This window comes from Streptomyces sp. NPDC055078, assembly GCF_053607985.1.
On the sequence record NZ_JBSGUP010000177.1, the window covers coordinates 1 to 13,164 of the forward strand.

Annotated in this window: 12 protein-coding genes and 1 pseudogene; 4 read left to right on the forward strand and 9 right to left on the reverse strand. The window is 71.9% G+C overall.

The window, feature by feature from the left end; all coding sequences use genetic code 11:
• Positions 1 to 987 (reverse strand): helix-turn-helix transcriptional regulator (locus ACWF94_RS17155; RefSeq protein WP_453488327.1); only part of this gene is annotated, 987 nt, incomplete at its 3' end.
• A 479-nt stretch (positions 988 to 1,466) separates the two neighbouring features.
• Between ACWF94_RS17155 and ACWF94_RS17160 the strand changes: the two genes are divergently transcribed.
• A complete protein-coding gene (locus ACWF94_RS17160) occupies positions 1,467 to 2,639 on the forward strand; it encodes a S8 family peptidase (protein WP_453488329.1) in 1,173 nt (390 codons plus the stop codon).
• A gap of 175 nt (positions 2,640 to 2,814) precedes the next feature.
• Here the strand turns inward: ACWF94_RS17160 and ACWF94_RS17165 are convergent, their stop codons facing one another.
• From ACWF94_RS17165 to ACWF94_RS17195, 7 genes are all read right to left on the reverse strand, one after another.
• A complete protein-coding gene (locus tag ACWF94_RS17165) occupies positions 2,815 to 3,381 on the reverse strand; it encodes a hypothetical protein (RefSeq protein ID WP_453488331.1) in 567 nt (188 codons plus the stop codon).
• Positions 3,378 to 3,686 (reverse strand): hypothetical protein, encoded by a 309-nt coding sequence (locus tag ACWF94_RS17170; protein WP_453488333.1) that lies wholly within the window; start codon positions 3,684 to 3,686, stop codon positions 3,378 to 3,380. Before ACWF94_RS17170 ends, ACWF94_RS17165 begins: the two co-directional genes overlap by 4 nt.
• A gap of 74 nt (positions 3,687 to 3,760) precedes the next feature.
• Positions 3,761 to 4,186, reverse strand: a complete 426-nt coding sequence (locus ACWF94_RS17175) for a hypothetical protein (protein ID WP_453488335.1) — start codon at positions 4,184 to 4,186, stop codon at positions 3,761 to 3,763.
• Positions 4,187 to 4,414: 228 nt separating this feature from the next.
• Positions 4,415 to 4,888, reverse strand: coding sequence for a carboxymuconolactone decarboxylase family protein (locus tag ACWF94_RS17180; RefSeq protein WP_453488337.1), 474 nt, complete (start codon positions 4,886 to 4,888; stop codon positions 4,415 to 4,417).
• A 125-nt stretch (positions 4,889 to 5,013) separates the two neighbouring features.
• Positions 5,014 to 6,213 (reverse strand): FAD binding domain-containing protein, encoded by a 1,200-nt coding sequence (locus tag ACWF94_RS17185; protein WP_453488339.1) that lies wholly within the window; start codon positions 6,211 to 6,213, stop codon positions 5,014 to 5,016.
• A 131-nt stretch (positions 6,214 to 6,344) separates the two neighbouring features.
• Positions 6,345 to 7,970 (reverse strand): malate synthase A, encoded by a 1,626-nt coding sequence (aceB, locus tag ACWF94_RS17190; RefSeq protein WP_453488341.1) that lies wholly within the window; start codon positions 7,968 to 7,970, stop codon positions 6,345 to 6,347.
• 276 nt (positions 7,971 to 8,246) lie between these two features.
• Complete coding sequence (locus ACWF94_RS17195; protein ID WP_453488343.1) at positions 8,247 to 8,939, reverse strand: nucleotidyltransferase family protein; 693 nt, start codon at positions 8,937 to 8,939, stop codon at positions 8,247 to 8,249.
• Positions 8,940 to 9,167: 228 nt separating this feature from the next.
• Between ACWF94_RS17195 and ACWF94_RS17200 the strand changes: the two genes are divergently transcribed.
• Together ACWF94_RS17200 and ACWF94_RS17205 are read left to right on the forward strand one after the other, a co-directional pair.
• Complete coding sequence (locus tag ACWF94_RS17200; protein ID WP_453488345.1) at positions 9,168 to 9,479, forward strand: DUF5955 family protein; 312 nt, start codon at positions 9,168 to 9,170, stop codon at positions 9,477 to 9,479.
• A gap of 130 nt (positions 9,480 to 9,609) precedes the next feature.
• On the forward strand, positions 9,610 to 10,299 hold the full coding sequence (locus ACWF94_RS17205; protein ID WP_453488347.1) for an alpha/beta hydrolase: 690 nt from the start codon (positions 9,610 to 9,612) through the stop codon (positions 10,297 to 10,299).
• Positions 10,300 to 10,384: 85 nt separating this feature from the next.
• Here the strand turns inward: ACWF94_RS17205 and ACWF94_RS17210 are convergent, their stop codons facing one another.
• Positions 10,385 to 11,185, reverse strand: coding sequence for an IclR family transcriptional regulator (locus ACWF94_RS17210; RefSeq protein ID WP_453488349.1), 801 nt, complete (start codon positions 11,183 to 11,185; stop codon positions 10,385 to 10,387).
• A 395-nt stretch (positions 11,186 to 11,580) separates the two neighbouring features.
• Here ACWF94_RS17210 and allB point away from each other — a divergent pair.
• A pseudogene (allB, locus tag ACWF94_RS17215) lies at positions 11,581 to 12,909 on the forward strand (allantoinase AllB); the annotation flags it as partial.
• Positions 12,910 to 13,164: the final 255 nt, after the last annotated feature.

The following is a 13,164-nucleotide window of genomic DNA, read 5'->3' on the forward strand; positions in this document are numbered from 1 at the left end:
CCGGGCCGCCCGTACGCCCGCCGCGAAGCGGCTCTCCGCGCCGAGTTTGTCGACCAGGGCGGTGATCAGGCGGCGCAGGGTGCGTTCGGAGCAGCCGAGGCGCCGGGCGATGGCCTCGTCCTTGGCGCCCGCCGCGAGAAGGGCGAGGACTTCGCGTTCGCGGGGGGTCCACTCGTCGGCGGTGCCGTCGGGGGCGGTGGCGTAGGGGAGGCCGGTGGCCCAGTGGTGTTCGAAGACGCGGGCGAAGCAGGAGGCGAGGCGGGTGCTGTGGAGGACGACGTCCTCGGCCGGGGGCGTTCCGTCGTCGGCGGGGCCGAGGGCGAGGAGGGTGATGGAGCGGTCGACCACGTTGAGGTGGAGGGGGACGGTCGCGGTCAGCCGGATCCGCGCACCGTGCTCGCGCATGACGGAGAGGTAGCGCGCTGCGCCGGGCCGCCGGGTGGCAGGGGTCGCGACGAGGAGCCGGATGTCGACGCCGCGCGCGAGCATGGTGAGGTCCTCCGCCAGGCTGTCGGCGAGATCGTCGGAGGAGGGGAAGGTGGTGCGGAGGCCGAGGATCTCGTCCCGGCACAGGACGTCCAGGTCCTCCATGCGCTCGCGCAGGCGGGCCCGGTCGGCGAAGAACTCGGCCTCCACGGCCTCGCGCCCGGCGCCCCGCAGGTCGGGGACGAGGCGCAGGACGTCCTGGAGGGCATCCAGGCCGTGGCGCAGTTCGCCGAGTAGCCGGTGCTGGTCGGCGACGAGGTCGTGGAGGGCGCGCTCAGGTGAGTTGGCGTGCTGCCGGTCCGCGTCGATGAGCCGCCGCGCGGCGAGCCAGTCCCGTACGTCATCGGGCAGTACGTCCAGGGCGTCCCCGGCTCCGCTCAGCTTCCGGTAGGCCGCCCCCGCCGCGGCCCCGGCCGACTCCGGCACGGAAGGCCCGGGGGCCTCGGGGTCCGCGGGTGGGCGTACGGCGGCACTGTCTCCGCGCGGATCCTCGGCCTCCATGGCCCGACCTTAGATCGGGCGGGGCGGCCCTGACCACGGTTCATGGGTTCCGCCGCCACGCGGACAGGCCGTACGCCGACGCCGTACGGCCTGGTGTCCGCAACCGGTCACGCCCGTTTCGGCCGGGGTCGACTCCGGGTCAACTCCACGCTGACCCCGGTATGTTGGCGCCACGCCCGGCTGACACGGAGGTCCCGGCGAGCGGCGATCCCGCCCGCGGACCACTGTGCCGGGGCGTGTCGGCGGTCCTGTCATATGTGACAGCAGTTTCCGGCCACGGTGGTCCTCGCCGCCGCAGCCGGCGCCTGCGGTGCGCGGACCGCCGTCGCCGCCCTGTGCGGCGCGCACTTCCACCTTCCGCGCCCCTGTCCCCCTTCCCCGCGGGTCGGTCCCCCACAGCCCGTACGGCAGGGGCGCGTTCCCCCACTCACCGGCCGTCGCCACCGTGCGGCCGGACCACGAAAGGTGTGAGCCCCTCCATGCGCAGAACCCACCTCGGCATCCTCACCGTCGGTGCCGTCGGCCTCGCGGTCCCCCTCACCCTGATCCCGGCCGTCGGCTCCGCCGCCCCGGCACCCGATCCCGCCCCGCTGGTCAAGGTCGCCGACGCTCCGGCGGCCAAGGAGATCAAGGGGCGTTACATCGTCACCCTCAAGGCAGGTGCCGACCCGGCCGCGCTCGCCGACGCGCGGTCGGTCGACACCGACTATGTGTACGACGAGGTCATCAACGGATTCGCCGCCGAACTCTCCGGGGGCCAGCTCAAGGCGCTGCGCGCTGACTCCCGGGTCGCCGCCATCGAGGAGGACCAGACGGTCACCGCCTCCGGCACGCAGAACAACCCGCCGTGGGGCCTGGACCGTATCGACCAGCGCAGTGGACGCAACAGCCAGTACACCTACGGCCGCAACGGCTCCGGCGTCACCGCGTACATCATCGACTCGGGCATCTCGACCGCTCACCCCGACTTCGGCGGCCGGGCACGCAACGCCTTCGACGCCCTCGGCGGCAACGGGCAGGACTGCAACGGTCACGGCACCCATGTCGCGGGCACCGTCGGCGGTACGACGTACGGCGTGGCGAAGGGCGTCCAGCTCAGGGGCATACGGGTGCTCAACTGCCAGGGCTCCGGTTCCTTCTCCGCGATCATCGCCGGGTTCGACTGGGTCCGGCAGAACGCGGTGAAGCCCGCGGTCGCCAACGCCTCCCTCGGCGGCGGCTACTCCGCCGCCCTCAACAACGCGGCCACCGCCCTCGCCAACTCCGGTGTCCACACCTCGGTCGCGGCGGGCAACGACAACCGGGACGCCTGCAACTACTCCCCGGCGAGCGCCGCCGGCGCCCTGTCGGTCGCCGCGTCCGACTCCGGCGACGCCAAGGCCGGCTTCAGCAACTACGGTCGCTGCACCGACCTCTACGCCCCTGGTGTGGGCGTTCTCTCCGCCCGGTCCGGCGGCGGCTCCACCAGCATGAGCGGTACGTCGATGGCCTCACCGCATGTCGCCGGGGTGGCGGCGCTGTACAAGTCGGCCAACGGCGACGCCTCCAGCACGGTGGTGAACAACTGGCTGCTCAGCAACAGCACGGCCAACGCGATCCGGGGCAATGTCAGCGGCACCCCCAACCGCCTGCTGTTCAAGTCCACCCTGTGATCCGGCACTGATCCGGCGCATGCGGGAGAAGCCGGCCCGCGAGGAGGAACAGGGGAGCGCCGGTGGCCAGGGGCCCGGCCGGTCGAGCGACGGACTTCAGGGGTGGTCGCGACACCGGCCGGGCCTTCCCGCCCGGGAGCGCACGGATCACAGCGCACGGATCACAGCGCATGGATCAAACGGCCAGATCCGCCCCGGTCCGCTCGGCGTCGCCGACGCCCTCGGGTCGCATGACGCGCGTCAGCCGCTGCTTCCCGTCCTTCTCCGACGCGGACACGAGCATCTGGGTCACGATGTTCCCGGACTCCCGCGCCGTCAGCAGCAGCCGGGTCTCGTGCTCCTCCCGGGCGACGACGCCGACCGTGTAGGCCAGCGCGGTGGAGTCGTAGCCCATCTTCATCGCGGGGCACGCGCCGGCGGCGTCCAGGACGGTCTTCGGCAGACCGGCCGTCCCGTCGAACTCGCGGATCAGGAGGTAGGACCGGCGTTCCTTGTGGCGGAAGCCGGTGACCTCGTCCGAGGGATCGCGCCGGTCAAGGACGGTCACGAGCGGCCGGCACGCGGCCGGCGAGACCTCGCCCAGAGTGGATTCGGCTCCCTGGAGGATCGGTTCCTTCGCCCATCCCTCCTTCGCCAGCCTGTCCGCCGTGCCGGCGGGCTCCGGGGACGCGCAGGAGACCAGCACCACGGCGAGCGGCACCACGGCGAGCAGCCCCGCCGAGGCTCCGATCCCTCTCCTCATCCGCGCCCCAGATATCCGGCCAGCTCCTCGCACCGCATCGCCGCCATGTCCACCAGTTCGCCCAGGACGACCGGCTCGTCCGTCTCCAGGGTCAGTACGGCCTCGATCTCAGGACCCAGCCGGATCTGCTCCGGGGACGAGCTGTCCTGCGCCGAGAACCCGGGGGACTCCTCAGGGGGCGTCAACTGGCGTACGACATAGGCGAAGACGATGTCCCGGGGGGTCACGACCTCACCGTGGCGGACCCGGCAGACTTCCTGTGCCAGGGCCAGCAGGCGCTCGGCCTGCGATTCCATCTTCCGCATGGTCTCCTCCTCGGAAACGACGGGCGCGCGGGACCCCGTCGGAATCCCGCGCGCCCCTCTCGGCTCCGTACCGGTCAGCCGTTGCGGACCAGATAGCGGGTAGGAGAGTAGTAGGTCGGCAGCGCGAAGATGTTGCCGTGCTGGCCGAAGTGCGTGCCCTCGGTGCGGTAGTGGTAGCCACCGATCCGCTTGCCCGCGGAGTCGTTGACGTGGATCACCCTGGCGGTCGAGTGGCTGGTGACGCCGTTGCCGTGGTTCCGCCAGCGACCACTGCGGTAGATCTCCAGCTGGGCGCGGGTGTTGGCGTCGTCGAGGTTGTCGGAGCACCTGACCCGGACGAAGCCCTTGACGGCGGTCCTGGTCACCGACCAGGGAGTGCCGACGCCCCGGTCCCAGCCGCAGGTGATGGGGTGGGCGGCGGCCGGCGTCGCGGTGGCGACCACACCCAGGGTGGCCAGTGTGCCGGTGACGGTGGCGGCAGCCAGCACCCTTTTGAACATGACTGTTTTCTTGACCTTGATCACGAAAAATCCCCCGTGCTCGTGAAGCACCCGACAGGTTTGGCCGGGCGTCCGTTCGACTGTAGGCCGGAATACCACCTTCCCCGATGGCGAGCGGCTATCTGGCTGAAACTTGTCGCTGGAGGGCGGTCCCGGTCGGCCTCGACGGGGTCCGGGCGGTCAGCCGGCAGGCCGTACCGCCCGGCCGCGCGTCCGGACGGCCGAATCTCAGCCGAACTGGCCCGGCCGGTAGTCGCCCGCGGGCTGCTGGATGATGACGTTCGCCCGGTTGAAGGCGTTGATCAGGGCGATGGCGCACACCAGGGCGGCGAGCTGCTCCTCGTCGTAGTACTTGGCGGCGTTCGCCCAGACCTCGTCCGAGACCCCGCCGGCCGCGTCCGCGATCCGGGTGCCCTCCTCCGCCAGCTCCAGCGCGGCCCGCTCGGCGTCGGTGAACACCGTGGCCTCGCGCCAGGTCGCGACGAGGTTGAGGCGCACCGGGGTCTCCCCGGCGGCGGTGGCCTCCTTGGTGTGCATGTCGGTGCAGAAGCCGCAGCCGTTGATCTGGCTGGCGCGGATCTTCACCAGCTCATAGGTCGTGGCCGGCAGGGCCGAGTCCACGAGCGCCTTGTTCGCGGCGGTGATGTGCTTGAAGACCTTGCCTACGGTCGGGCTGCTGAAGGCGTCCAGACGGGCTTTCATGGTGTTCCTCCGCCGTTGTCGGTACTGGCTCACCGGCACGTTGCCGGTGCTGGTACTCCTACGACGGAACAGCGCGCCGGAATGTGACACGAACGCCTGTGACCCACGTCTCACGACGCCACGCCCTACGCCAGACGGCGGCCCCCGAACACTCCCGCCGCGTCCGCCGACTCCCACCAGGAGGCGACACCGGACGCGTCCAGGGACGTCCAGTCGGGCGTGGACTCCACCAGTGCGTGGCCGAGGGTGCGGCCCAGGTCGACCATCGCGCCGCCCGCCGCAGCGCGGGCCGTGTCGTAGGCGCGCAGTGCGTCGGGCAGGGCGGGCGCGGCCCGCAGGGCGGACTCCAGCATGGTCGCGTCCTGGAGGGCCTTGACCGCGCCGGCGCCTGTGTGGGGGCGGGCGACGGTCGCGGCGTCGCCGAGGAGGGCGAGGTGGCGGGTGGCGCCGGGGGTGGCGGTGAAGTCGTACATGGGCTGTACGAAGAGTTCGGCGGGGGCGGTGAGCCCGACGAGCGTGCCCCAGAAGGGCGGAAGCCGGGATTCCGTCAGTGCGGTGAGGTGGGTGCGCAGGGCGTCGGCGAGGGTGCCCGGCGGGAGGCTGGTGGGGAGGGCGAGGGGGATGTCGAGGCCGGGGGGCGGGGCGGTGTAGAGGACCCAGTTGACGCGGTGGCCGCCGGCCCCGTCGGGGATGCGGTAGACGACGACATGGCCGCCGTTGAAGACGGCGTAGACGAGCGTGGTCTCCCCCCAGGGTGCCGGGTCGGGGAGCCTGCTCGCCGGATAGGCGCCGCGCCAGGCGAGATAGCCCGCGTAGGCGGGGCGCAGGCCGGGGCAGACGGCGTCACGGACGACCGAGCGGTAGCCGTCCGCGCCGATCACGAGGTCGTAGCGCCGGGACCCGGCGGAGGTGTGGACGTACGCTCCGGCCGCCGACTCGGTGACGGAGGTGACGGCCGTCCCGGAGCGGAAGACGGCGGAGCCGGGCACCCGCGCGCGTAACTCCCGCCACAGAGGGCCCCAGTTGTAGGTACGGAAGGGGAATTCGTTGGTCCACAGAGGCCGGCCCAGGGGCACATCGCCGTCCCGGACGTACCAGTGGCGCTCGGTCACCTCGGCCCAGGGCATCGTGGCGTCGAGATATCCGGCCGCCGCCAGTTCGCGGTAGCGCGCGCTGTGGACGGCCACGCCGACACCCCGGTCGGCGAGATCGCCCGCTGTGCGCTCGTAGACGGTGATGTCCTCGTACCCGGCGCGGTGTACGGCCAGTGCCGCCGCACACCCCGCGATGCTGCCGCCGACCACGGCGACTCTCGATGCCCCCATGCGCGTCATCATGGCAGCGCCGGGACCCGGGGCCCGTGCGGCCCGATGCACGAGCGTCGGGAATCAGCCGGTCGGCCGGTCGGCCGGTCAGCCGGTCGTCAGTGAGTCGGTCAGCTTCGGCCGGTCGTCGGTCAGTCGGTCAGCCGCTCGTACGCGGACAGGGTGAGGAACTCCTCGTAGCTCTCGTCCAGCGCGGCCTTGAGCAGCAGGTCGTGCGCCTGCCGCCAGTTCCCGGCGGCGAAGGTCTCGTCGCCCAGCTCCTCGCGGATCGCGGTCAGCTCATCGGCCGCGATCCGGCGGGCGAGTTCCGGGGTGGCGCGCTCGCCGTTCTCGAAGACGACGCCCGCGTTGATCCACTGCCAGATCTGGGAGCGGGAGATCTCGGCGGTGGCCACGTCCTCCATCAGATGGAAGATCGCCACGGCGCCGAGGCCGCGCAGCCACGCCTCGATATAGCGGATGCCGACCTGGACGGCGTTGCGCAGACCCTCGTACGTCGGCCTGGCATCGAGCGAGCCGATGTCGATCAGATCGCGGGCACTGACCGAGACGTCCTCACGCAGCCGGTTCTTCTGGTGCGGCCGGTCGCCCAGTACGGCGTCGAAGGAGGCCATGGCGACGGGCACCAGATCGGGGTGCGCCACCCAGGAGCCGTCGAAGCCGTCACCTGCCTCGCGGTCCTTGTCCGCCTTCACCTTCTCGAAGGCGACCCTGTTGACCTCGGCGTCGCGCCGGGAGGGGATGAAGGCCGCCATCCCGCCGATGGCGTGGGCGCCCCGCTTGTGGCAGGTGCGGACGAGCAGTTCGGTGTACGCGCGCATGAAGGGCGCGGTCATCGTGACCGCGTTGCGGTCGGGGAGGACGAAGCCGGGGCCGCAGTCGCGGAAGTTCTTCACGATGGAGAAGAGGTAGTCCCAGCGGCCCGCGTTCAGCCCGGAGGCGTGATCGCGCAGCTCGTAGAGGATCTCGTCCATCTCGTACGCGGCGGTGATCGTCTCGATGAGGACGGTCGCGCGGACGCTGCCGTACGGGATGCCGACGTACTCCTGCGCGAAGGCGAAGACATCGTTCCAGAGCCGCGCCTCCAGATGGGATTCGGTCTTGGGGAGATAGAAGTACGGGCCCTTGCCGAGGTCGGTGAGCCGCTGGGCGTTGTGGAAGAAGTAGAGGCCGAAGTCGACCAGGGCGCCGGGGACGCGGGCGCCGTCCGCCGTCTGGAGGTGGCGCTCCGTCAGATGCCAGCCGCGCGGGCGCATCACGACGGTCGCCAGCTCATCGGCCGGTCGCAGGGCGTAGGTCTTTCCGGTGCGCTCGTCGGTGAAGTCGAGGCGCCGTTCGAAGGCGTCCATCAGATTGAGCTGGCCGGTGACAACATTTTCCCAGGTGGGGGCGGAGGCGTCCTCGAAGTCGGCGAGCCAGACCCGCGCGCCGGAGTTCAGCGCGTTGATCGTCATCTTGCGATCGGTCGGGCCGGTGATCTCCACGCGGCGGTCCTGGAGAGCGGCGGGGGCGGGGGCGACCCGCCAGGAGTCGTCCGCGCGGATCGCGGCCGTCTCCGGGAGGAAGTCCAGGGACGACGTACGGGCGATCTCCGCGCGGCGCTCGGCGCGGCGGGCCAGCAGCTCGTCCCGGCGGGGGCTGAACCGCCGGTGCAGTTCGGCCAGAAAGACCAGGGCGTCCCGGCTGAGCACTTCCTCCTGCCGGGGCAGGGGCCCGGCCTCGACGGTGGCCGGCGGGGGCGGCGCTGCTGCGGACATGGGCGGTCACTTCCTTCGGCGGGCGGTGCCTGTCGGGTCCTCACATGGCAGTGCCAGGGTCCCCCATGACCCATTAATGGATAGTAGTTTTCTTATCATGGAAGAACAAGGAGGGTTGGGGGCGGGAGCCGGTGGTGAGAACCGGTGGCGGGCGCTGGTGGCGGGAGCCTGGTCCGCGCGCCAGGGAAAAGGTCCCTGTCCGCTGCTCTTCCCGGTCATGGGTCTTCGGGGTCGAGGCGTCCCGCCCAGGTCATCGGCCGAGGCGTCCTGCCCGGCTCACTGGCCGAGCCGCCCCAGGTCGTCCGGCGTGTCGATGTCGTACAGCTCGGCGATGTCACCGCATTCGACCAGGACGAGCGACGAGGTGTGCCCGCTCAGATACGCCCGGGCTCCCCGGTCTCCCACCGCGCCCGCCGAGATCGCCCGCCAGTGGTGCGCGCCGAACAGCACGGGGTGCCCGCGCTCACCGTCGTACGAAGCCGCGATCAGCGCGTCCGGGGAGGTGTACGCGGCCCGGACGCGGGCGACCGCCGCCGCCCCGATCCCGGGCTGGTCCACCAGGCCGACGAGCGCGGCCCCCACGGGGACGGCGGCCAGGGACGCCAGACCCGCGCGCAGCGACGAACCCATGCCCTCCGCCCAGCGGGGGTTGTCCACCAGGACGCAGCCGGGCAGCTCGGCCTCCTCCCGCACCCGCTCGGCCGCCGCCCCGAGCACCACATGCACCGGGTCGCAGCCGCCTTCGCGCAGTACCCGGGCCGCGTGCTCGACCAGCGGTCTGCCGCGAAAGCGCAGCAGCGCCTTGGGCCGTCCGCCGAGCCTGCGCCCGCCGCCCGCCGCGAGCAGCAGTCCGGCGACAGGGCCCGTATCCGTTCCGGCTCCCGAACGAGCAGGCCCGGTGCTCCGCCGCCGTTCCGTTCCCTGGGGGCCGGTTCTGTTCGGTACATGTCTCTTCGGTGGGTGCGCCATGGGGACTGCCTATCGCATTCCGGTGCGGGAACCGACCTGGTGAGCGAGGTTCGCGGCGCCTGCCGAGGCGTGGCACGCGGTGCCCGCCCTGCGCTCATCGTCCTGAATTCGGTCCACGGAGTGGCGCGTACCGTACCCCATGGCGTTAACTGACCCGCAACTCTGGGTGGTTGGCCGTCGACTGACGGTCGTGGAACCGGTCCCAAGGGGCGGGTGAGGGGGAGAACTTTGTTGCGGAGCGTGGGGCAGACGCCGGTGACAGGGAGCGGAGAGGACCCGAGGGCCACAGCGCTGGGGGAGGCCGTCTCCCGGCTCCGCCGTGAACTGGCCGGGCACCCCGGGAAGTTCCCCGACCGGGGCATAGCCGAGGACGAACTCGCCGTCCTGGCCACGATGGTGGCCACCGGACGGCCCGACATCCCGCGCATGCGGCGCTCCCTGCTGCTGATCGCGGGCGCGATCGGCTCGGTCAGCGCACTCGCGCCCGCCCTGATGCAGGTGCGCCACGCGGTGGACCTGTTCGGCGGGGCGCAGTCGTAGGGCCCCTCTGACGGAGCTTGCCCGGCTCGTGGGGTGCTGGACGGTCGGGCAGCGGTGGCGGGACCCGTACCGCCGTCCTAGCGTGGGGAGGAGAGTGCCAGGCCCCCCATCGATCGCAGAGGAAACCGCTATGGCCGAGAAGCCGACAGTCGTTCTGGTGCACGGGTTCTGGGGAGGCGCCGCGCACTGGGGGAAGACCATCCTGGAGCTGAGGAACCGGGGCTACGGTTCGCTGCGCGCGGTGGAGATGCCGCTGACCTCCCTCGCCGAAGACGCCGAGCGGACCCGGAAGATGGTCAGGCAGGTGGACGGGCCGGTCCTCCTGGTGGGTCACTCCTACGGCGGCGCGGTCATCACCGAGGCGGGCGATCTGCCGAACGTCACCGGACTGGTCTACATCGCGGCGTTCGCGCCCGACGCCGGGGAGAGCCCCGGACAGATCAGCCAGGAACTGCCGCCCGCCGCGTTCGAGAACATCGCCCCCGACTCCGACGGTTATCTCTGGGTCGGTCAGGACACCTACCAGTGGAGTTTCTGCCAGGATCTCGGCGACGACGAGGCGCTGGTCCTGGCGGTCACTCAGAAGGCGCCGCTCGCCTCGACCTTCGGTGACCCCGTCACCGATCCGGCATGGCGCAAGAAGCCCACCTGGTACCAGGTCTCCACCGAGGACCGCATGATCCATCCGGACAACGAGCGCCGGATGGCGCGGCGGATGGAGCCGCGCCGGATCGTCGAACTGTCGGCGAGCCACGCGTCGCTGGCGTCGCAGCCCAAAGCCGTGGCCGATCTGATCGACGAGGCGGCGACTGCGGGGTGATTCCTGCCTGACGCCCAGGGAGAACGGCCCACAGGGCCCGCGCCGCCCGCAGCGCGAGACACGGACCCGCAGGGCGCGGCGCGTGTCAGTCCCGGGTGCCGGAGGTCGCCAGGGCGACGGACAACTGCTGGGCGACCTCCTGGAGGACCGGCACGATCCGCCGGGTGGCCGCGTCGGTCACCCGCCCGGCGGGGCCCGAGATCGAGAGCGCGGCGGCGGTCGGTGCGTCGGGCACGGAGACCGCGAGGCAGCGCACGCCGATCTCCTGCTCGTTGTCGTCCACGGCGTACCCGTCGCGCCGCACCCGTTCCAGTGCCGCCAGAAAACCGTCCGGTGTGGTGATCGTCTTCTCGGTGGCGGGCGGCATTCCGGTCCTGGCGAGCAGGGCCCGTACCTCGTCGGGCGGGGTGTTGGCGAGCAGGGCCTTGCCGACGCCGGTGGAGTGCGGCAGCACCCGCCTGCCGACCTCGGTGAACATGCGCATGGAGTGCCGGGAGGGCACCTGCGCCACATAGACGATCTCGTCGCCGTCGAGCAGTGCCATGTTCGCCGTCTCGCCGGTCTCGTCGACCAGCCGGGCGAGATAGGGGCGGGCCCAGGTGCCGAGCAGCCGGGACGCGGACTCGCCGAGCCGGATCAGCCGGGGGCCGAGTGCATAGCGCCGGTTCGGCTGCTGGCGTACATAACCGCAGGCCACGAGCGTACGCATCAGCCGGTGGATCGTCGGGAGCGGCAGGCCGCTGCTGGCGGACAGCTCACTGAGGCCGACTTCGCCGCCCGCGTCGGCCATTCTCTCCAGCAGATCGAAGGCGCGCTCCAGGGACTGGACACCGCCGCTGGTCGCGGTCTTGGCGGCGTCGGTGGTGCTGGCGCTGGACGTCGGCACGGGTGGCGGTCCTTTCGGGCGGACGGGCGAGTCAGCAGCCTATCGGGCGGCCGTGCCCGGCACATCGCGCCCAGGTCCGGCGTCGGCGCCGGTCAGAGGGTGTCCCGTCACGGTGGACGGAGCCCGTCTCCCGGGCTCGTTCCGCACGTCCTCACTGCCCATCCACCTTCTGCTGTACGAAATACTACTCTCGCTTCCTGGAAGAGTTTGGTCTCGGGGGATGCTTGACGGGCCGGACCGCCCGGTGAAGACTCGTTCAACAGTTCGTTGAAGCACTCGGAGGAGCTGAGCTGCCGGAAGCACCGTGGCGGTGAATCCGCCGGGAATCCGCCGGGAAACCGGCGGCGATGCCGACGGCGGAACCGGCGTACGGGGTGGACCGGAGAGGGGCCCGGATGGCCGTGGCGGATGTGAGCCTGCTACTGCGCTCGACGCGTGTGATCACCCCGGACGGGACCCGCGCCGCGTCGATCGCGGTCGCCGCCGGGAGGGTCGCGGCGGTCCTGCCGTACGACTGCGCCGTCCCGCCGGGCGCCCGGCTCCAGGACGCCGGGGACGATGTCGTACTCCCCGGTCTGGTCGACACCCACGTCCATGTGAACGCCCCCGGGCGGACCGAGTGGGAGGGTTTCCGGACCGCGACCCGCGCGGCGGCGGCCGGGGGTGTCACCACCCTGCTCGATATGCCGCTCAATGCCGTCCCGCCCACCACCACGGTCGACGCGCTGCGGATCAAGCGGGCCGTCGCCGCGCCCGAGATCCATGTCGACACCGGCTTCTGGGGCGGCGCGCTGCCCGGCAACGTCCCCGAACTGCGCCCCCTGCACGAGGCCGGGGTCTTCGGCTTCAAATGCTTTCTGTCGCCGTCCGGTGTCGAGGAGTTCCCCCGGCTCGGCCCAGGGCAGCTCGACCGTTCGGCCGCCGAGATCGCGGGGTTCGGCGGACTGCTGATCGTGCACGCGGAGGACCCGGAGCGACTGGTTCCGGGGCGGTCGGGTCCCCGGTACGCGGACTTTCTCGCCTCCCGGCCCCGCGCCGCCGAGAACACCGCCGTCGCCGGTCTCGTCTCGCTCGCCCGGCGGCTGGGCGCCCGGGTGCACATCCTCCATCTGTCGTCCGCCGAAGCGCTGCCGCTGATCGCCGGGGCCAAGGCGGCGGACATCCCGATCTCCGTCGAGACCTGCCCCCACTTCCTCGCCCTCACGGCGGAGGAAGTCCCCGACGGGGCGACCGAGTTCAAATGCTGCCCGCCCATCCGGGAGGCCGCGAACCGGGACGCGCTGTGGGCCGGCCTCGCCGACGGCACCATCGACTGTGTCGTCTCCGACCACTCACCCTGCACCGCCGCGCTGAAGACCCCCGACTTCGCCACCGCGTGGGGCGGTGTCTCCTCGCTTCAGCTTGGTCTCCCGGTGGTCTGGACCGAGGCCCGCCGGCGCGGCCACACCCTTCAGGACCTGGCCCGCTGGATGTCCGCCGCCCCCGCCGGACTGGCCGGGCTGCACCGCAAGGGCGCGATCGAGCCGGGGCGGGACGCCGACTTCGCGGTCCTCGCCCCCGATGAGACCTTCACCGTCGACCCCGCCCGGCTCCACCACCGCAACCCGGTCACGGCGTACGCGGGCAGAACCCTGTACGGCGTCGTCCGGTCGGCCTGGCTGCGCGGGGAGCGCATCGCGGAGAACGGAACGGTGGGCGACCCGACGGGACGGCTCCTCGAAAGAGCCACCGGACGGCTGCCCGGAGGGACCCCAGGACGGTTGCCCGGAGGGACCCCAGGACGGCAAGGGACCCCAGGACGGCTCCTCGAAGGAGCCACCCGACGACTACCCGAAGGAGCCACCGGACGGCGACCCGAAGAGACTCGCGGACGGCGACCCGAAAGGAACAACTGAACATGCTCCCGCCCCCCTCCCAGGCGCCCGTGCCGCCGCCTTCCCCGCCTTCTCCGCCGCCCCCCACCCTGCCCCCTTTCACCG

Bases quoted from the DNA above. Each gene is read 5' to 3' on its own strand.
- ACWF94_RS17160 (WP_453488329.1), top strand. From the start codon at position 1,467: ATGCGCAGAACCCACCTCGGCATCCTCACCGTCGGTGCCGTCGGCCTC.
- ACWF94_RS17165 (WP_453488331.1), bottom strand. From the start codon at position 3,381: ATGAGGAGAGGGATCGGAGCCTCGGCGGGGCTGCTCGCCGTGGTGCCG.
- ACWF94_RS17170 (WP_453488333.1), bottom strand. From the start codon at position 3,686: ATGCGGAAGATGGAATCGCAGGCCGAGCGCCTGCTGGCCCTGGCACAG.
- ACWF94_RS17175 (WP_453488335.1), bottom strand. From the start codon at position 4,186: ATGTTCAAAAGGGTGCTGGCTGCCGCCACCGTCACCGGCACACTGGCC.
- ACWF94_RS17180 (WP_453488337.1), bottom strand. From the start codon at position 4,888: ATGAAAGCCCGTCTGGACGCCTTCAGCAGCCCGACCGTAGGCAAGGTC.
- ACWF94_RS17185 (WP_453488339.1), bottom strand. From the start codon at position 6,213: ATGGGGGCATCGAGAGTCGCCGTGGTCGGCGGCAGCATCGCGGGGTGT.
- aceB (WP_453488341.1), bottom strand. From the start codon at position 7,970: ATGTCCGCAGCAGCGCCGCCCCCGCCGGCCACCGTCGAGGCCGGGCCC.
- ACWF94_RS17195 (WP_453488343.1), bottom strand. From the start codon at position 8,939: ATGGCGCACCCACCGAAGAGACATGTACCGAACAGAACCGGCCCCCAG.
- ACWF94_RS17205 (WP_453488347.1), top strand. From the start codon at position 9,610: ATGGCCGAGAAGCCGACAGTCGTTCTGGTGCACGGGTTCTGGGGAGGC.